This window comes from Janthinobacterium sp. 64 (genome assembly GCF_002813325.1).
Classification (GTDB): domain Bacteria; phylum Pseudomonadota; class Gammaproteobacteria; order Burkholderiales; family Burkholderiaceae_D; genus Janthinobacterium.
Map to the genome: position 1 here is coordinate 2,677,190 of NZ_PHUG01000001.1, position 18,877 is coordinate 2,696,066.

18 protein-coding genes and 1 pseudogene are annotated in these 18,877 nt (G+C 63.5%); 13 read left to right on the top strand and 6 right to left on the bottom strand.

Going from position 1 to position 18,877, the window contains the following annotated elements:
* The first annotated feature begins 157 nt into the window (after positions 1-157).
* On the top strand, positions 158-787 hold the full coding sequence (locus CLU91_RS11740) for a DUF4136 domain-containing protein (protein WP_100874300.1): 630 nt from the start codon (positions 158-160) through the stop codon (positions 785-787).
* A 175-nt stretch (positions 788-962) separates the two neighbouring features.
* On the opposite strand, the gene CLU91_RS11745 is transcribed toward CLU91_RS11740, so the two are convergent.
* The 4 genes from CLU91_RS11745 to CLU91_RS11760 all read right to left on the bottom strand — a co-directional run bounded on the left by CLU91_RS11745 (position 963) and on the right by CLU91_RS11760 (position 5,871).
* Positions 963-1,952 (bottom strand): quinone oxidoreductase family protein, encoded by a 990-nt coding sequence (locus CLU91_RS11745; RefSeq protein WP_100874301.1) that lies wholly within the window; start codon positions 1,950-1,952, stop codon positions 963-965.
* Between the two features lie 23 nt (positions 1,953-1,975).
* Complete coding sequence (locus CLU91_RS11750; RefSeq protein WP_035821766.1) at positions 1,976-2,365, bottom strand: methylglyoxal synthase; 390 nt, start codon at positions 2,363-2,365, stop codon at positions 1,976-1,978.
* Between the two features lie 28 nt (positions 2,366-2,393).
* A complete protein-coding gene (locus CLU91_RS11755) occupies positions 2,394-3,314 on the bottom strand; it encodes a DMT family transporter (protein WP_100874302.1) in 921 nt (306 codons plus the stop codon).
* A 73-nt stretch (positions 3,315-3,387) separates the two neighbouring features.
* On the bottom strand, positions 3,388-5,871 hold the full coding sequence (locus CLU91_RS11760; RefSeq protein WP_232730714.1) for an alkaline phosphatase D family protein: 2,484 nt from the start codon (positions 5,869-5,871) through the stop codon (positions 3,388-3,390).
* Positions 5,872-6,014: 143 nt separating this feature from the next.
* On the opposite strand from CLU91_RS11760, the gene CLU91_RS11765 reads away from it, so the two are divergent.
* From CLU91_RS11765 to CLU91_RS11815, 11 genes are all read left to right on the top strand, one after another.
* Positions 6,015-6,740, top strand: coding sequence for a YebC/PmpR family DNA-binding transcriptional regulator (locus CLU91_RS11765; protein WP_034747129.1), 726 nt, complete (start codon positions 6,015-6,017; stop codon positions 6,738-6,740).
* Between the two features lie 60 nt (positions 6,741-6,800).
* Positions 6,801-8,069, top strand: coding sequence for a phosphoribosylamine--glycine ligase (gene purD / locus CLU91_RS11770; RefSeq protein WP_100874304.1), 1,269 nt, complete (start codon positions 6,801-6,803; stop codon positions 8,067-8,069).
* A gap of 133 nt (positions 8,070-8,202) precedes the next feature.
* Positions 8,203-8,997: a hypothetical protein gene (locus CLU91_RS11775; RefSeq protein ID WP_100874305.1), complete on the top strand. Its 795-nt coding sequence runs from the start codon at positions 8,203-8,205 to the stop codon at positions 8,995-8,997.
* Between the two features lie 103 nt (positions 8,998-9,100).
* On the top strand, positions 9,101-10,015 hold the full coding sequence (gene hemF, locus CLU91_RS11780; RefSeq protein WP_100874306.1) for an oxygen-dependent coproporphyrinogen oxidase: 915 nt from the start codon (positions 9,101-9,103) through the stop codon (positions 10,013-10,015).
* Positions 10,012-10,683: a nicotinate-nucleotide adenylyltransferase gene (locus CLU91_RS11785; RefSeq protein ID WP_269800634.1), complete on the top strand. Its 672-nt coding sequence runs from the start codon at positions 10,012-10,014 to the stop codon at positions 10,681-10,683. Before hemF ends, CLU91_RS11785 begins: the two co-directional genes overlap by 4 nt.
* On the top strand, positions 10,684-11,370 hold the full coding sequence (rsfS, locus tag CLU91_RS11790) for a ribosome silencing factor (RefSeq protein WP_100874308.1): 687 nt from the start codon (positions 10,684-10,686) through the stop codon (positions 11,368-11,370).
* 6 nt (positions 11,371-11,376) lie between these two features.
* Entirely contained in the window at positions 11,377-11,847 is a 471-nt protein-coding gene (gene rlmH / locus CLU91_RS11795; RefSeq protein WP_034747108.1) for a 23S rRNA (pseudouridine(1915)-N(3))-methyltransferase RlmH, read from the top strand.
* Between the two features lie 8 nt (positions 11,848-11,855).
* On the top strand, positions 11,856-12,476 hold the full coding sequence (locus CLU91_RS11800) for a Maf family protein (RefSeq protein ID WP_100874309.1): 621 nt from the start codon (positions 11,856-11,858) through the stop codon (positions 12,474-12,476).
* A 41-nt stretch (positions 12,477-12,517) separates the two neighbouring features.
* A complete protein-coding gene (gene rng, locus CLU91_RS11805; protein WP_034747098.1) occupies positions 12,518-13,981 on the top strand; it encodes a ribonuclease G in 1,464 nt (487 codons plus the stop codon).
* A 2-nt stretch (positions 13,982-13,983) separates the two neighbouring features.
* Positions 13,984-14,760 (top strand): AraC family transcriptional regulator, encoded by a 777-nt coding sequence (locus tag CLU91_RS11810; RefSeq protein WP_100874310.1) that lies wholly within the window; start codon positions 13,984-13,986, stop codon positions 14,758-14,760.
* 74 nt (positions 14,761-14,834) lie between these two features.
* Complete coding sequence (locus tag CLU91_RS11815) at positions 14,835-15,461, top strand: LysE family translocator (RefSeq protein ID WP_100874311.1); 627 nt, start codon at positions 14,835-14,837, stop codon at positions 15,459-15,461.
* Here CLU91_RS11815 and CLU91_RS11820 read toward each other — a convergent pair.
* Positions 15,437-16,000: a hypothetical protein gene (locus CLU91_RS11820; RefSeq protein WP_232730715.1), complete on the bottom strand. Its 564-nt coding sequence runs from the start codon at positions 15,998-16,000 to the stop codon at positions 15,437-15,439. The genes CLU91_RS11815 and CLU91_RS11820 overlap by 25 nt on opposite strands.
* Positions 16,001-16,405: 405 nt before the next feature.
* Entirely contained in the window at positions 16,406-17,431 is a 1,026-nt protein-coding gene (locus CLU91_RS11825) for a LacI family DNA-binding transcriptional regulator (RefSeq protein WP_100874312.1), read from the bottom strand.
* A gap of 206 nt (positions 17,432-17,637) precedes the next feature.
* Here CLU91_RS11825 and CLU91_RS11830 point away from each other — a divergent pair.
* Positions 17,638-18,876, top strand: a pseudogene (locus CLU91_RS11830) (malic enzyme-like NAD(P)-binding protein); the annotation flags it as partial.
* Position 18,877 lies beyond the last annotated feature (1 nt).

The window sequence follows — 18,877 nt, forward strand, 5'->3', positions numbered from 1 at the left end:
AACACCAGCCCCCGATAGTCGCGATTCGGCGCAGGAATGTTGGATTCCCTTACAGGCCGACATGCTCGGTAACATTCTGTAATAATGAATTGAAACAAATAGAACTATTCTTATAATACTAAGCGATAAATTGCGTCTACTATCAGGAGATCATGCAATGAAACGATATCTCACCATCATGATGGCCGCATTGACCGTGTTGCTGACCGGCTGCGCCACCACCATACGCAGCGATGTGACCGTCTTCCACGAGTGGCCTGCGCAATTGCAGGACAAATCGTATGCGTTTGAAGCGCCAGCGGCGGAAAACGATACGCTGGAATACCGCAGCTACCAGAACCTGGTGCGCGCGGAACTGGCCAAGCACGGCTTCGGCGAAGCGTCCGGCCCTGCCGCAGCCAATTTGCGCGTGGCGATGCAGTTTTCCACCGTCGACTATCCTGAGCGCGTGCTGCAAGCGACCGATCCATTCTGGTATGGCCCCGGCTACTGGCCTGGCCGCTACGGCTATCGCTACGGCGCATGGCCAGGCTATGGCCGCTTTGGCTATAACCCCTACTGGTATGGTCCGATGGACGTGGAAGAAAGCGTGCGCCATAAATACGAACGCGAATTGCGCATCACGATCAATGACCGCAATGGCAAGAAACTGTATGACGTGACCGTGCAATCGACCAGCAACAAGCGCGCCACGTCGCAAGTGATGCCGGCCATGGTAGCGAGCGCCTTTGCCGACTTCCCCGGTCAGAGCGGTGTCCCCAGGAAAGTCGAAGTCAAGATAGAGTAATGACGCGGCAATACAAAAAACCGGCTGGTGCAGCAATGCGCCAGCCGGTTTTTTTTCACCTAAGAATAATACGCCTCGGCGGCAAAGGTGAGCACGCCGATCAGGGCCACGGCCAGCGCCAGCACGATCAGCAGGCGGCCGAACTTCGGCGCGCCGTCGTTTCCGCTGCCGCCGCTCATGGCACGATGATGGTCGAGCCGGTCGTCTTGCGCCCTTCCAGGTCCGTGTGTGCCTGGGCGATATGGGCCAGATTGTAGCGCTGGTTGATCTCGATCTTGACTTCGCCGCTGCTGACGACGCCGAACAGCGAGGCCGCCATCTCTTCCAGGTTGGCGCGGTTCGAGGCATAGCTGAACAGGGCCGGGCGCGTGATGAAGAGCGAACCGCGCGATGCCAGTTCACTGAGGGTAAACGCCGGCACGGGGCCGGAGGCGTTGCCGAAACTGACCATCATGCCCAGCGGCGCCAGGCAGTCGAGCGAGCCCGTAAACGTATCCTTGCCGATGGAATCGTAGACGACGGAGACGCCCTTGCCGCCCGTGATCTCGCGCACGCGCTCGACGAAATTTTCCGTGTTGTAGTTGATGACGTGGGCCGCGCCGTGCGCCTTGGCCAGCGCTACTTTTTCATCGGAACCGGCCGTGCCGATCAGGTTTACGCCCAGCACCTTGGCCCACTGGCAGGCGATCAGGCCCACGCCGCCCGCGGCCGCGTGGAATAGTACCGTGTCGCCCGCCTTCAGGGCCACCGTGCGGTGGAACAGGTATTGCACCGTCAAGCCTTGCAGCATCATGGCGGCAGCCGTATCGAAAGCTATGCGCTCGGGCAACACCAGCAGCAGGGCCGCCGGCAAGTTGCGCTGCTGCGCATACGCGCCATTGATGCGCGCCGCATACGCCACCCGGTCGCCGACCTTCACTTCCGTGACGCCCTCGCCCACAGCCTCGACGATGCCCGCCCCCTCGACGCCGAGGCCATTGGGCAGAGGCTGCGGGTACAAGCCCGTGCGGAAATACACGTCGATGAAATTGAGGCCGATCGCCTCGTGTTTCACGCGCGCTTCGCCGGGGCCGGGCGGCGGCAGTTCCACATCCACATATTCCATCACTTCCGGGCCGCCCACGCGCTGCATGCGGATGGCCTTGGTGGTAATCGTTGCGCTCATGCTCATCTCCTTGTCTGGGTGAATCAGGCGGCAGCAACGGCCTGCGCCTGCAGTTGCGACAGCACCAGGTGCGCCGACGACAGATTCGTTGCGCACGCCACGTTGTGCACGTCGCAGGCGCGCACCAGGGCATTGATGTCCGGCTCATGCGGCTGCGGCGTCATCGGGTCGCGCAGGAAGATCACGCAATCGATCAAGCCTTCCACCAGCAGCGAACCGATCTGCAAGTCGCCGCCGAACGGACCGGAATGCTTGCGTTCCACCTGCAAGCCCAGCTCATTGATCAGGCGGCCGCCCGTGGTGCCCGTAGCCGACAGTTCGCAACCCTTCAAAAAGTCCAGGTATTCGCCCGCCAGGGTAATCATGTCATCTTTTTTCTTGTCGTGGGCAATCAGGGCGATGCGTGTTTTCATGGTGAGGACTTTTCAGTGGGTGGAGGAATTATTTCTTTTTCGACAGCAAGTAAATCCCGGCGAGCACAAGGCTGGTGCCAGCCAGTTGCCAGTTGGTGATCGGTTCATCGAGGATCATGGCACCCAGGAACAGGGTCGATACGGGGCCGATCATACCCGCCTGCGAGGCGACGGGCGCGCCGATGCGCTCGACGGCGATCATCGTCATGAAGACGGGCATGACCGTGCAAAAGATGCCATTCAGCAATGACAAGCCATACACGGGCATGGGCTGGATCAGCAGCTCGACGGGGCGCAGGATGAAGAATTGGGCGATGCAGGCAAAGCTGGCCACGCACATCGCGTAGCTGACCAGGCGCATGGAGCCGATGCGTTTTACCAATTCACCCGAGCCCAGCAGATACACGGCATACGCGCAGGCCGAACCCAGCACCAGGGTCGACCCCAGCGCCACATTGCTGGCGCCGCCCTGCAAGTCGTGCACGAACACCAGCACGATGCCGCAATACGAGGTAAATAGGGCCAGCCACTGCAGGCGGCTGATGGTCTGCTTGAAGTACACGGTGGTAATCAAGAGCACAAACGTGGGCGTGAGGAACAGGATCAGCCGCTCCAGCCCCACGGAAATATATTGCAGGCCCAGGAAATCCAGATAGCTGGACAGGTAGTAGCCGACGAGGCCCAGCCCGACCAGGCGCAGGCGGTCGCGGTTCGACAGCGGCGGCTCCGTGCGCATCTTCCACCAGGCGATGACGGCGAACACGGGCAGCGAAAAAATCATCCTGAAAGCGATCAGGGTGACGGCGTCGATCTGGTAGCGGTACAGCAGCTTGGCGACGATGGCCTTGGTGGAAAACAGCACCGCCCCGCCCACGGCGATGGCCAGGCCACCGAGGTAGACGGAACGGGGAATGGATGGAGGGCTTGCTTGCGGGGAACTGGAGCTCATGCCCAGATTGTAAGGCAAAAGTTGGGGTCAGACCCGGCGTCCCCGTCTGACCCCACATAAAACCGACGGCGGATTACGAGACCACCACCGCCGCCGCCCACGCCGTGACCGTCGCCGTCGTCACGCGTGCAATCACGTTCGCGGGTGCCGCCGTGCCGATCAGTTTATTCACCTGCTTGAACTGCGCCACCAGCTTGCCTGGGGTCAAGGTGACCACCGTGTAGCCCTGCGCATCCGTATTCAAATGTTTGATCCACGGATTGTTGCCCAGGCCGGACAATTGCTGCGCCAGGCCCAGCAGGGTCACGCTGAAGTCAGTGCTCGCTTTCAAGCCCGCCTGCACGGCTGCGACCGTCGCATCGAGTTGCGCTTCCGGCACGCCCTTGGCGGCCAGCGCGCCGCGCAGCTGCACGCGCAATTGCTCCAGCAGGCTGTCGACGGTGGGTGCCGCCTTGCCCATGGTGTAGTCGAGCAGATTGACGTCGAGATTGACCGTGCCCAGGCCCGTGACGGGGATGGCCAGCGGATAGCTGACGAGGGTGCCGATATTGCCCAAGCTGCCGGCCGCCGACTTCAGGTAGCTGAAGAAGGAGTCCGAGCTGACGCCGGCCGACACCAGGTCCACCATGACGGGCGTGCCGCCGCCAGCGGCGTCGAAATCATCGCTGACGGTACCGGCAAAGAACGAGTGGATATCGCCGGTCAGCGCCACCACGTTGCCGATGGCATTGTTTTTCAGGTGCGCCATCAGATGCTTGCGCTCGCTGTTGTAGCCATCCCACTGGTCGCAATTGAGCAGGAAGCGCGTGAAGAATGGCGCCAGCGCCGCTTGCTGGCCCGATGCGGCCACAAAGCTCGATGCCGCGCCCTTGGCTTGCACGTCGGGCTTGATCCAGCCGAAGGCGATCACTTGCGCGGCGGCGGCCGGCGAGCCGCTGTTGTAGGCCGCTACAGTGATGCCGGCCTGGGCCGCGCTCAAGCCGGCGCCCACGGCGGCGGCACCCTGCGCGCCGGCATTGGCTGCCGCGCCGGCGATCGCCATGGCCGCCGCTTGCGCCACGGTCGTCGAGGCGCCCGCCGTCGAAGCGGCCACGATGGCGGACGCCAGCGGCACGCTGCCGCCCACCAGTGGCAGGGTGCTGGCGATGGCCTGCCCCACGTTGGTCATGGCGCTCAGGGCCAGCAAGGTGGCAATCGCATCCGTGCCATTCAGGCCCATGCGCAGCAAGGACACTTCATTGCCCCACAGCTTCCAGGTCGAGGTCGCTGCCTTCATCTTGCCTTTCCACCAGTCGCGCTGGGTCGTGCCCAGCATGCCGACGGCGGCCAGCGGGTCCGTGCCGGCTTTCGTGGCGGCCGCCATCTTCTGCCCTTCCACGCTGTCGAACAGCGCTTGCGGCACCAGGTAGCGGCTGCCGACGCTGCCCAGCGGCTTGCCCGTGGCCGGGTTGATCGTCGACTCGGCAATCGCATGGTCGGCGCGGTACAGGCGCTCATCCGTCATCACCAGCTGCATCAGTTTGCCGAACTGGAAATCGCGGTAAATCTGGATGTTCTGGAACGTTGTCGCGGCGCTATCGAACGTGACGTCGGCCGGCATGTATTCGAACCACGCCTGGTTGGCGCTGCGGCGGCGCGCCGGCTGGTGCAGATCGCTGCCGTCCGTCGCCACGATGCCTTCATAGGTGGAGGCATCCTGCCAGGCATCGTCCGTGAACTCGTGGTCATCCCAGACGGCGATGAAGGCGAAGCGCTCGTGCACGGCCTGCAGACGCGTATCGGTGCGGTATTTCTTGTACAGGTAGCGGTAATCGGCCACGGTGGTCGCGTACTTGGCGCCCGCGCTGCCGCTCTTGAACGTGCCATCGGGCAATTTCAGCTGGTCGTGACGGCTTTCCACGGCGCCGCTCTGGAAGGCCTCGCCCACCGTTTCATAGATGTAATCGCCCAGGTGGACGATGAAGTCCAGGCTTTCATTGGCGGCAATGTGCGACAGCGCGCCCCAGTGGTTGATGCTCCAATCCTGGCACGTCAGGTAGGCGAACTGCAGCTGCGATACATCGGCCGTGGCGGCGGGCGCCGTCTTGAAGCGGCCCACGTTCGAGCGCACGTCGCCGGCGATGAACTGGTAAAAATACACCTGGCCCGGCTGCAAGCCCGTCACCTTGTGGCGCAGGGTGTTGTCGAAATCGGCTTTCAGGGGCAATTTCGCATCGACGATGGGCGTGCCGGCCAGGGCCGTATTGCCGCCCAGGGCGGCCGTATTATCGGTGGCGCTGACGATCAGGCGCACGGCCACGTCCGACTTGCCGGCCACGGCGGGCGCGACGGCGTCGAAACTGGCGGGCACGACGCGCGTCCACAGCATGGCGCTGTCGGCGCGCGGATCGCCCGAGGCCACGCTTTGCGGGAATTTCCAGTCACTGCCCGAGGCCAGCGGCACGCCGGGATCGCTGTAATCGGTGCTGCCGCAGGCGGCGAGGCCAACGGTGGCCACGGAGACCGTGATAAAGCCGCCCAATTTCAGAAATTGCCGCCTGTCCATTTGACTTGCCATGATGTCGCGCCCTCGATATGGTGAAAGCGCGTCACTTTAGCAACAGATTGTGTCATCCTGATGACGGGGCCATGCCGCTTCGCAGGGGGCCGATATGCTAAAATGTCGGCCACAATTGAACACCCGTCTAAGGAAGATTCGACATGGCAGGACATAGCAAATGGGCCAATATCAAGCATAAAAAGGCTGCCACCGATGCCAAGCGCGGCAAAATCTGGACGCGCCTGATCAAGGAAATCACGGTCGCGGCCCGCATGGGCGGCGCCGACGCCATTACCAATCCACGCCTGCGCCTGGCGGTCGACAAGGCGGCTGACGCCAATATGCCAAAAGACAACGTCCAGCGCGCGATCAACCGCGGCAGCGGCGGCGTCGATGGCGCGAACTACGAAGAAGTGCGCTACGAAGGCTACGGCGTGGGCGGCGCGGCCGTCATCGTCGAATGCATGACGGACAACAAGGTGCGCACGGTGGCCGAAGTGCGCAACGCCTTCAACAAGAATGGCGGCAACATGGGCAACGAAGGCTCCGTCGCCTTCATGTTCCAGCATTGCGGCCAGTTGCTGTTCGCGCCGGGCACCGACGAAGACAAGCTGATGGAAGCGGCCCTGGAAGCGGGCGCCGACGACGTCATCGCCGATGAAGAAGGCGGCTTCGAAGTCGTCACTCCCGTGCACGATTTCGCCACCGTCAAGGAAGCGCTGGAAGCGGCCGGCTTCAAGGCCGAAGTAGCCGAAGTCATCATGAAGCCGGCGACGGAAACCGTGTACTCGGGCGACGACGCCATCAAGATGCAAAAGCTGATCGATGCGCTGGAACTGCTGGACGACGTGCAGGAAGTGTTTACCAACGCGCTGATAGAGAATTAATCACTCTGTACTCAAGGGCGGCACCGCCGCCCTGCAACCCACATTGAACGAACGGTCCCTATGAAAATTCTGGTAGTCGGCTCTGGCGGCCGCGAACACGCCCTGGCCTGGAAACTGGCCCAGTCCGAACGCATACAGATGGTGTATGTCGCGCCGGGCAACGGCGGCACCGGGCGCGATGCGCGCCTGGTCAATCTCGACATCAGCGACCCGCAATTGCTGGCCGACTTCGTTCAGCAGGAACACATCGGCCTGACCGTCGTCGGTCCGGAAGTGCCGCTGGCGGCGGGCATCGTCAACCTGTTCCGCTCGCGCGGCCTGAAAATCTTCGGCCCGACGAAAGAAGCGGCGCAGCTGGAATCGTCGAAAGACTTCGCCAAGGCCTTCATGCAGCGCCACGGCATCCCGACGGCCGCCTACCAGACGTTTTCCGACGTCGCGCCCGCGCATGCCTACATCGACGCCATGGGCGCGCCCATCGTCATCAAGGCTGACGGCCTGGCCGCCGGCAAGGGCGTGGTCGTTGCCATGACCCTGGAAGAAGCGCATCAGGCGGTCGACATGATGCTGTCCGATAACCAGTTCGGCGACGCCGGCGCGCGCATCGTCATCGAGGAATTCCTCGCCGGCGAAGAAGCGAGCTTCATCGTCATGTGCGACGGCAAGAACATCCTGCCGCTGGCCACCAGTCAGGACCATAAACGCCTGAAGGACCACGACCAGGGCCCGAACACGGGCGGCATGGGCGCGTATTCGCCGGCACCGATCGTCACGCCGGCCATGCATGCGCGCGTCATGCGCGAGATCATCGTGCCGACCATCCAGGGCATGGCCAAGGATGGCATCACGTTCACAGGCTTCCTGTACGCGGGCCTGATGATCGACGACAAGGGCACGCCGAAGACGCTGGAATTCAACTGCCGCATGGGCGACCCGGAAACGCAGCCGATCATGGCGCGCCTGAAGACCGACCTGGTGACCGTCATGGAGCACGCCGTCAATGGCACGCTCGACGCCGTGGAACTGGAATGGGACCGCCGCACCGCTGTCGGCGTCGTGATGGCTGCCGCCGGCTACCCGGACGATCCCGTCAAGGGTACGCCAATCGGCGACATCCCGGCCGAAACGCCTGACTCCGTCACCTTCCATGCGGGCACCCGCATCGAGGGCGAACGCCTGGTCACCAACGGCGGGCGCGTACTGTGCGTGGTCGGCCTGGGCGACAGCATCAAGATGGCGCAAAAGCAGGCATATGAAACGGTGGAAAAAATCCATTTCGACGGCGCGCAATACCGCCGCGACATCGGCTGGCGCGGCCTGAAGCACTAAGGTTGTTGGCACGCCGCTTGCGGCAAACGGCGGGGCCGGCGCGGAATGCATCCGCCCCGGCCCCGTTTGCATAGGCGCGCCAGGAAAACGGGCCTTGCGCTAAGATTTTGCCTTTCAGACAAAGCTGCAGCCCATGACCAGCCACCGCCACCCCGCCCTCGTCCAGGTGCGCCAACTGCGCCTGATCACGGACAATGAACTCGACGACGCCATCGACGAACTGGCGCTCCTCGCTCTGGACGAGGAGGACGACATCGACATGCCACGGCTGGCCGCCGGCGCGACTGCCGCCGAGGCCCTGGCATGGCTGCTGCGCACCGACCTGCTGCCGCAGGACGACTTCCTGCGGCGCGTACAGGAGCTGCCGCGCCGGCATGGCGGCGCGGCCCTGCTCGAACGCCAGCAACTGGCCGCCGACGCGCTCAAGCTGGTCAACGGCCAGGCCATCGACGCCCTGTACCACGAAGACCTGATCAGCCAGTGGCAGCGCGACGCCGCCCACGCCAGCCTGCCTGCGGACCGCCTGCTCGCCTCGCCGATTGACGCCCTGCGCGACATGCTGCGGCAAGGCACCTTGACGGCGCAGCAATTCGAGTTACTGCGCACGCGCCAGCACGGCTCGGAGCTGGGCCGCATCATCGTCGATGGCGCCGCGCGCCAGGCGCGCCGCGAGCGCCCCGCCTATGCGCGCCCGGCAACCTGGGTGATGGCCGCGCTGCTGGTGCTGCTGCTGGCCTTTGCCGGCCGCGCCATCGTGGCCAGGCAGGCGCCCGCCCCCGCCGCCGCCCCTGCCACCGGGCAGGGCGTCGAACGGCCCGACTTGCAGCAGCGCGCCGCGCAGGCAGTCGAGAGTGCGCGCGTGCCCGGCGCCGGGACGGACCTGTCCATCACGGTGGTGCAGGACGGCGCCACGGCGCTTGCGCGCTGAAGCACAACACAAACGCACGGCGCCAGCGCCGCGCTATCACAAAAACGCGTAACAGGGTACAATCCGTCCTTACTTTTTTATTTCGGCCTCGTCGGCCCACGCGATGTCGTCAACTCCCTCTCCTTCGGCCGTCAAGGCCTATTTGCTCGATTTGCAAAGCCGTATCGTGCAGGCGCTCGAAGCGCAGGACGGCAAGCCTTTCCTGACCGATGCCTGGCAGCGCCCCGAGGGCGGCGGCGGCATTTCGCGGCTGATCGAGGAAGGCAATGTGTTCGAGCGTGGCGGCGTGAATTTTTCGCACGTCACCGGCGCCGCACTGCCGCCATCGGCAGCGGCCGCGCGCCCTGAACTCGGTGGCAAGGCGTGGGAAGCGATGGGCGTGTCGCTGGTGCTGCATCCGCGTAATCCGTATGCGCCGACGGTGCACATGAACGTGCGCTTTTTCACCACCGTGAATGCCGATGGCGCCCCCGTATGGTGGTTCGGCGGCGGCATGGACCTGACGCCGTATTATGGCGACGCGGGCGACGTGAAGCACTTTCACCAGGTATGCCATGATGCGCTGGCGCCGTTTGGCGCGCAGCTGCATCCGAAGTTCAAGCAGTGGTGCGACGACTATTTCTACCTGAAGCACCGGCGCGAAGCGCGCGGCGCCGGCGGCATCTTCTTCGACGACTTCAATGCCCTGGGCTTTGACGACAGTTTCGCCATGATGCGCAGCGCCGGCGACGCCTTCATCGACGCGTATGTGCCGATCCTGGCGCGCCGCAAGGATACGCCCTACGGCGAACGCGAACGCGATTTCCAGTGCTACCGGCGCGGACGTTATGTCGAGTTCAACCTCGTGTTCGACCGCGGCACCCTGTTCGGCCTGCAGTCGGGCGGACGCACCGAGGCGATCCTGATGTCGATGCCGCCCGTGGTCAAGTGGCGCTACGACTGGCACCCGGAAGCGGGCAGTCCCGAAGCGGCGTTGTATACTGACTTCCTCGTGCATCGCGACTGGCTGCAGGCGTGAAGGAAGGCAGTACGGCATGCGTGGCGCTACTCGGTGGCAGCTACGATCCGGTGCACATGGGCCATGTCGCGCTGGGCACGCATTTTTCCAGCCTGCTGCACGCCGATGAGCTGCGCGTGATTCCGGCGGGCGCGCCATGGCAAAAGAGCAAGCTGGGCGCCACCGGCCAGCAGCGCGCCGAGATGGCCAGCCTGGCGTTTGCCGGCTTGCCGCTGCCGGTGGTGATCGACCACCAGGAAATCGAGCGCAGCGAACATGGCCAGGCCAGCTACACCATCGATACCTTGCGCCAGGTACGCGCCGAGCTGGGAGCGCGCGCTTCCATCGTTTTTTTGATGGGCGCCGACCAGCTGCAGCGGCTCGCGACATGGCGCGAATGGCAGCAATTATTTGAATACGCGCATATCTGCGTCGCGGCCCGCCCAGGCTTCGCGCTGAATGACACAGCAGTACCGCAAGTGGTCGCCGACGAATTTTCGCGCCGCCTGGGGTCGCTGGACAGCATCCGCAACACGCCGCACGGTCTGACTTATCTGGCACAGGACTTCGCGGTGGATATCTCCGCCACCGAAATACGTGCGGCATTACAACGGGGGAATCGGGCAAACTCGCTTGTTTCCCCGCTAGTGCTAGACTATATTGAACAACATAATTTATACAAAAGCTAAATGGACATCAAAAAACTGCAAACCCTCGTCGTTGACGCCCTTGAAGACGTCAAAGGCCAAGACATCGCCGTCTTCGAAACGAGTCACCTGACCAGCCTGTTCGATCGCATCGCGATCGTCTCCGGTACCTCGAACCGTCAAACCAAGGCGCTGGCCGCCTCGGTGCGCGACAAGGTCAAGGACGCCGGCGGCCAGATCATCGGCATGGAAGGCGAGGAAACGGGTGAATGGGTGCTGGTCGATCTGGGCGACATGATCGTCCACATCATGCAAGCACCTATCCGCGCCTACTACCGCCTGGAAGAAATCTGGGGCGACACCCCGATCAAGCTCGGTGCCGCCAAGCGCGCGCCGAAAAAAGCCAGCGACGACGAGCCGAAGAAAATCAGCGGCCATCTGGCAGCGAGCAAGGCCAAGGTCGAAGTTTCGCCCGTGATCGAAAAGAAAGCACCAGCGAAGAAAGCCACGGCAGCCACCGCCGCGAAAAAAGCCCCGGCGAAAAAAGCCGCCTCGAAAGCTGTCGGCAAGACCGTGAAAATCGCGCCGACCAAGACCGAAGCGGCTGCCGTGAAAGCATTGAAAGCGCTGCCAGAGAAAAAAGTGCGCACCCCGCGCGCGGCCAAACCGGCAGCCGATGCTGCACCGGCAAAAACCGTGATCAAGCGTATCAAAAAAGTCGAAGCGTAAGCCTCGATGCAGCTCATCATCGCTGCGGTCGGCCATAAAATGCCGGCCTGGATAGAGACGGGCTTCGCGGAATACGCGAAGCGCATGCCGCCGGAATTGCGCATCGTGCTGAAAGAAATCAAGCCGGTGGAGCGTTCCGGCAGCAAGACCGCCGCTACGGCGATGGCGCTGGAACGTGAACGTATCGAAGCCGTCCTGCCCAAGGGCGTGCGCATCATCGCCCTCGACGAACGCGGCAAGGACCTGACCAGCGTCGGCCTGTCGCAGCAGTTGATGGCGTGGCAGCAGGATGGCCGCGACACCGCCTTTTTGATCGGCGGCGCCGACGGCCTCGATCCGCAGCTCAAGGCGCGTGCCGAAGGCATGCTGCGCATTTCCAGCATGACCCTGCCGCACGGCGTGGTGCGCGTGATCCTCGCCGAGCAGCTGTATCGTGCCTGGTCGATCACGCAAAACCACCCCTATCACCGCGTCTGAACTCCCCCATGAAAACGGCTGATCACAAGATCTACCTCGCTTCCAAAAGCCCGCGCCGGCGCGAACTGCTGCGCCAGATCGGCATCGATTTCGAATTGCTGCTGCTGCGCAGCGACGGCCCGCGCGGCGCCGACGTCACCGAGGAAGTCCTTCCCGGTGAATCGGCGCTCGACTATGTCGCCCGCGTGTCGAATGAAAAAGCCGCCTTCGCATGGGACCTGGTGCGCCGCCGCCACCTGACAGCGCGCCCCGTGCTGGCGGCCGACACCACCGTCACCATCGACGGCGTCATCCTCGGCAAGCCGGCCGACCGGGCGGAAGCTGTGGCGATGCTGCAGCAACTGTCGGGCCGCACGCATCAGGTACTCACCTCGATCGCCGTGCACTACAAGGACTTCGCCGAGCAGCGCACGCAGGTGTCGCAAGTGCGCTTCGGCGTGCTCTCGCCCGCCTCGATCGCCGCCTACTGCGCCACGCCCGAGCCCTACGACAAGGCCGGCGGCTACGGCATCCAGGGCAGCGCCGCGCTGTTCGTCGAGCATATCGAAGGCAGCCATTCCGGCATCATGGGCCTGCCCCTGTACGAAACTGCACAGTTGCTAAGACTGGCAGGTTTGCCCCTGCCCTGATCGGGTATGATGTCATTCGTTGCCTCCACTTCCCCGCCTCCATGAACGAAGACATCCTGATCAATATCACGCCGCAAGAAACGCGCGTCGCCCTCATCCTGCAGGGCGCCGTGCAGGAATTGCACATCGAGCGCACGCTCACGCGCGGCCTGGCCGGCAATGTGTATTCCGGCAAAGTGGTGCGGGTGTTGCCGGGCATGCAATCGGCCTTCATCGACATCGGCCTGGAGCGCGCCGCGTTTTTGCACGTGGCCGACATCTGGGAAGCGCGCGGCCACGATGGCCAGAACGCCACGCCCGCTCCCATCGAAAAAATCCTCTTTGACGGCCAGGTGCTGACGGTGCAGGTGATCAAGGACCCGATCGGCACCAAGGGTGCGCGCCTGTCGACGCAGATTTCCATCGCCGGGCGCATGCTGGTGTACCTGCCGCAAGACAAGCACATCGGTATCTCGCAGAAAATCGAGAAAGAAGCGGAACGCGAGCAATTGCGCGTGCGCCTGCAAAGCCTGCTGCCACCCGATGAAAAAGGCGGCTACATCGTGCGCACCATGGCCGAGGACGCGTCCGACGCGGACCTGAAGGCGGACGTCGACTACCTGAGAAAAACCTGGAGCACCATCACGCACGGCGCGCGCACGCGTCCCGCCACCAGCCTGCTGCACCAGGACTTGAGCCTGGCGCAGCGCGTGCTGCGCGACTTCGTCGGCGATGAAACGGCCACCATCCAGGTCGACTCGCGCGAAAACTATGTGAAACTGCGCGAATTCGCGGAAATCTACACGCCCAGCGAACTGACGCGCCTGCAGCACTACACGGGCGAGCGCCCATTGTTCGACCTGTATGGCGTGGAAGAAGAAATCTTGCGCGCGCTGGGCCGCCGGGTCGATCTGAAATCGGGCGGCTACCTGATCGTCGACCAGACGGAAGCGATGACCACCATCGACGTCAATACGGGCGGTTTTGTGGGCGGGCGCAATTTCGCCGACACGATTTTCAAGACCAACCTGGAAGCGGCGCACGCCATCGCGCGCCAGCTGCGCCTGCGCAACCTGGGCGGCATCATCATCCTCGACTTCATCGACATGGACAATGCCGAGCATCGCAACGCCGTGCTGGCCGAGCTGAAACGCACCTTGTCGCGCGACCGCACCAAGGTCTCGGTGAGCAATTTCTCGCCGCTGGGCCTGGTGGAAATGACGCGCAAGCGCACGCGCGAATCGCTGGCCCACATCCTGTGCGAACCGTGCCCCGCCTGCGCCGGCAAGGGACAAGTCAAGACTTCGCGCACGATCTGCTATGAAATCCTGCGCGAACTGCTGCGCGAAGCGAAACAGTTCAACCCGCGCGAGTTCCGCATCCTCGCCTCGCAGGAAGTCGTCGATTTGTTCCTGGAAGAAGAATCGCAGCACCTGGCCATGCTCGGTGACTTCATCGGCAAGAAAATCTCGCTGCAGGTGGAGAATGCCTACCACCAGGAGCAGTACGACGTCATCCTGATGTAGCCATGCCGGGCACCACCGCCTTCTGGCGCGACCCGCTTCTCCCCCACGTGGAGAGCCGGCGCGCCTGCCACAGCCGGGCGTGCTACAAGCCGCACAGCCATCCCACGTTTTCGATTGGCGCCGTCGACGCTGGCGGCAGCATCTTCACGGGCAGCAAAGACGGCAAGGTCGCCCTCGGCATTGGCAGCCTGGTGCTGGTGCCGGCCGGCTGCGTGCACGCCTGCAATCCCCTGCCTGACGCCCTGTGGAGCTACCAGATGCTGCATCTCGATGCGCGGTGGCTGCAGGCACACGCGCCGGCGCTCGATGGCGACACGGCGCGCGTGCTGCATTGCCCTGTGCTGTACGCGCAGTTTTGCGTCATGCATGCGCTGCTGTTTTCAAGCGCCGGCGCAGCAGAAAAGGATGCGGCGCTGCTGGCCTTCCTGGGCGCTTGCGCCGATACCCGTGCAGACCTGCTGCCTTCGGAACGCAAGCCCGTGCCGCTGCACCTGGCGCCCGTGCTCGAAGCGCTGCAGACGCAGCCCTCGGCCAGCCTGCGGCAACTGGCGCAAGCGGCGGGCCTGAGCCCGTATCAATTGATCCGTGCTTTTCGCGCCGCCACGGGCATGACGCCGCACGCCTACCAGTTGAATGCCCACGTCAACCGCGCGCGCAGCCGCTTGCAGGCTGGGACGGCGCTGGCGCAGCTGGCGCATGAGCTGGGTTTTGCCGACCAGAGTCATCTGCAGCGCGTCTTCAAGGCGCATGCGGGCATCACGCCGGGACGCTATCGCTAGGTCTGCAATTTTCTTCAATACGCGCCAGCGGCAGCATTGCATACTCGCCTCCTTATCGTTCAGGAGCGCAAGCCATGCAGGACTTTTTATTGATCGCCGCCGCCCACTTTCTGTCCCTGCTGTCACCCGGTCCCGATTTTTTCCTGATCGCGCGCACCTCGCTGGCCCACGGCTGGCGCGGCGCCGCCGGCACGTGCGTGGGCATTACCGTGGCCAATGCGGTGTTTATCGTGGCGGCGTTTGCGGGACTATCGGTGCTCAAGGCGGGCAGTACGGCATTCATGCTGGTGCGGCTGGCCGGATGCGCGTATCTGCTGTACCTGGGCTGGCTGTTCCTGCGCCATGCGGGCAAGAGCAACCTGGAAGCCGCGCCCGCCACCGGCAAGGCGCGCTGGCGCGGCGGTGTCGCGATGGGGTTTGTCTCCGCCATCCTGAACCCGAAAAATGCGCTGTTCTACGTCAGCCTGGCCACCGTGCTGGCCGCCAGGCAGACGAGTCCCGTTGCGATGGCAGCGTATGGCGCGTGGATGGTCGTTGCCGTGCTGGCGTGGGATATGGCGGTGGCGCTGGCCATCGGCAGCAGCGCCCTGCGCCAGCGCTTTGCGCGCGCGCTGCCGCTGCTGGAACGGCTGTCGGGCGTGATGCTGATCGTGCTGGCGGTGGTGCTGTTGGCGGATCAGGCCGGCAATGGATCCAGGTAAAACACGGCATACACTTTCAAGGGCGTCGTTTCCGTCGCCTTTTCCGAGCGCACGACGGAGCAGTCGTCGGCGGCCAGGCTGCGCCAGTTCTGGATGCCCGCCTTGGCGAACATCGCGTGCGCCGGGGCATTTGCGGCCAGGTCCAGCACCAGGCAGGCGTTGCGCGGGCCGGCGCCGTAGTTGACGGCGCGGATCTCGATGCCGAAGGTCGTCATCCACGGTTCCCACAGGCCTTTTTCCTTGCCAGCGGCCATGCGCTCCAGCATTTCGCCAAAGCTCAAGCCTTTCTTGACGGTATCGCGCAGTGCTTGCAACGACGGCGCCAGGCGGGGATCGGGCTGCTTGTTGCCAGCGCGAATTTCGGCGATCGCCTTCAATTCCTTGATGATGGCCGCATCGCGCTCCGTGTAGTCGCGCATGCGCGCGTAAAACTCGGCGTCGAGAAAGGGATTGACGGTCAGCTTGGCGACGCCCTCTTCGCGGCGTTTCGGGGAAGGCGTGGTGGTTTTTGTCATGGCGATGGAGGGCAAGGGAAACATGGAGGGCCGCCAGTTTAACACCATGCGGCAGCAGCGGCATACCTTGCGGCCGCTTTCATGCCATGCCGGGCGGGAGCCGGACGGTGCAACGCCTTTGGTGCGCGTGCCAGGCGCCGATGGCTCAGTTTCTAAAGATCGGCCAAGTGCAGCCTGACAGCATCAGCAAGTTGGCGACGCTGAACACGAAGAGCGCCATGCGGATCTTACGGGGAGAAGGTGTTTTCAATGTATTTCCTTAGTCAAGTGAGATTGAGCACGGATGACCATCGTTGAACCGGCCAACACGGCCGGCAATGCCAGGCCAGCGATAGCGTCTGGCACTTCACTATAGCAGATGGTGCAGGACAATCCCGCATGTCGGCATATGTTCGCCAGTGGAGTGGCAAACAGGGGAACAGATGCGGTTCAAGCGCGCGGCGGCGCCGTCGATTCGCGCACCACCAGTTCGGGTTTCAGGCGCACGTCGAGCACGGGAGAATCGGGCGAGTCGATGGTTTGCAGGATCAGCCGCGCCGCTTCCGTGCCGATGCCGTGGTGGCGGATGCGGATGGTGGTAAGCGGCGGACGGATCATGTCCATGTACGGCATGTCGTTGTGGCCCACCACGGAAATATCGTCCGGGCAGCTCAAGCCCAGTTCGCGGATGGCATCGTAGCAGCCGAGGGCCACCAGGTCGCTGCCCGTCACCACGGCCGTCGTTTGCGGCGACTGGCGCAGCAGTTCCAGCAGGGCTGCCTTGCCGCATTCGCGCGAATAGCCGCTGCTTTCAAACACGAACGCTTGCGAGGGATCGAGTTCGCTGGCCTGGATGGCGGCCAGGAAACCGAGGCGGCGTACATGCCCCGTGGACAGGTTTTCCGGGCCGGCAATGTGCGCGATATGGCGGTGGCCCAGCGCCAGCAAGTGCTCGACGGCCAGGCGCATGCCGACCACGTCGTCGCTGACGACGCAGGAAGCGACGCCCGTCTCGTCGCTGCGGTTGACGGTGACGACCGGCACGTTCTGGTCGATGCACATCTTGATGACGGGATCGTCGCGCCGTGCGGTAGCCAAAATCAGGCCGTCGACCTGCTGCCCCAGCAGGCGGTTGATGACGAACAGCTGCTCTTCCTCGTCGGCACCCACGTTGGCGACGATGGCCAGGTAGCCATGCTTGCGCAAGCCTTCCTCGATGCCCAGCAGGATAGGCGGGAACACGGCGTTGGTTATGTCGGGCAAGACCACACCGATGATGCGCGACTTGCGCGTGACCAGGGTAGAGGCGGCGCGGTTGGGCCGGTAGCCGAGCCGGCCCGCTTCGGCCAGCACGCGCGCGGCCACCTCGGCGCTGACCATTTGCCGCGTTGCCGGGTTCATCACGCGCGAGACGGTGGAAAAGTGCACGCCGCTGGCCCGCGCGACGTCGCTTAAGGTGGGGTTCTTGTTTGTCATGGGCTTCCCGGATCGCAATAGCGTGATTTTATCGCAAAAAATCCTCTTTCCGTCAAAAACCGAGCAAACGCTTGCATTGAAATAATGCCGTTTCCCAAAGCGGTTTTGGTAGACTTAAGTACAATCCAGCCTTGACAGCGTGCAAACGCTTGCATAACATGGCCCGGATTGACCACTCGGGCCTGGTTGCCCTTCCCAGAATTCTTATGTCTACTTCGCACAGCAAGCACGCCGAACAGAACGGCGAAACCTTCAACCTGAAAGAAGCCGCCCTCGCCTATCACGCGGAACCCCGCGCAGGCAAGATTTCCGTGACGCCAACCAAACCGCTGGGCGACGCCCGCGCCCTGACTCTGGCGTACTCGCCGGGCGTGGCCTTTGCCTGCGAAGCGATCGTGGAAGATCCGCGCACGGCCGGCATCTACACGTCGCGCAGCAACCTGGTGGCTGTGATCACGAATGGCACGGCCGTGCTGGGCCTGGGCGATATCGGTCCGCTGGCCAGCAAACCGGTGATGGAAGGCAAGGCTTGCCTGTTCAAGCAATTTGCCGACGTCGACGTGTTCGACATCGAACTGGCCGAGAACGATCCCGACCTGTTCATCGACACCGTGGTGCGCATGGAGCCGACCTTCGGCGGCATCAACCTGGAAGACATCAAGGCGCCCGATTGCTTCTATATCGAGCAGCAATTGCGCAAGCGCATGAACATTCCCGTCTTCCACGACGACCAGCACGGCACGGCCATCATCGTCGCGGCCGGCATCCTGAACGGCCTGGAACTGGTGGGCAAGGATATCGGCAACGTCAAGGTGGCCGTCTCGGGCGCTGGCGCCGCCTCGATCGCCTGCCTGGACCTGCTCGTCTCGCTGGGCCTGAACAAATCCTTGCTGAAAGTGTGCGACAGCCAGGGCGTGATCTACCCGGGCCGCGATGCCAGCATGGAAGAGAACAAGGCGCGCTACGCGAACGACACGAGCGACCGCGACCTGGCCGATGCCATGGTCGGCGCCGACATCTTCATCGGCGTCTCGAAGGGTGGCGTGGTCAGCGCGCAGATGGTCGAATCGATGGCCGCCAAGCCATTGATCTTCGCCCTGGCCAATCCGCATCCGGAAATCGCCCCGGAAAAAGTGCACGCCGTGCGCGACGACGCCATCGTGGCCACGGGCCGCTCGGATTACCCGAACCAGATCAACAACGTGCTGTGCTTCCCGTACATCTTCCGCGGCGCGCTCGACGTGGGCGCCACCACCATCAATGAAGAGATGAAGCTGGCCTGCGTGCGCGCCATCGCCGCGCTGGCAAAAGAACCATTGCCGGGTCACGAAAGCAGCGCCTTGAGCCCGCTGCAGCTGATCCCGTCGCCGTTCGACGAGCGCCTGCGCAGCTGGGTCGCGCCTGCCGTGTCGCAAGCGGCCATCGCCACCGGCGTGGCCACGCGCG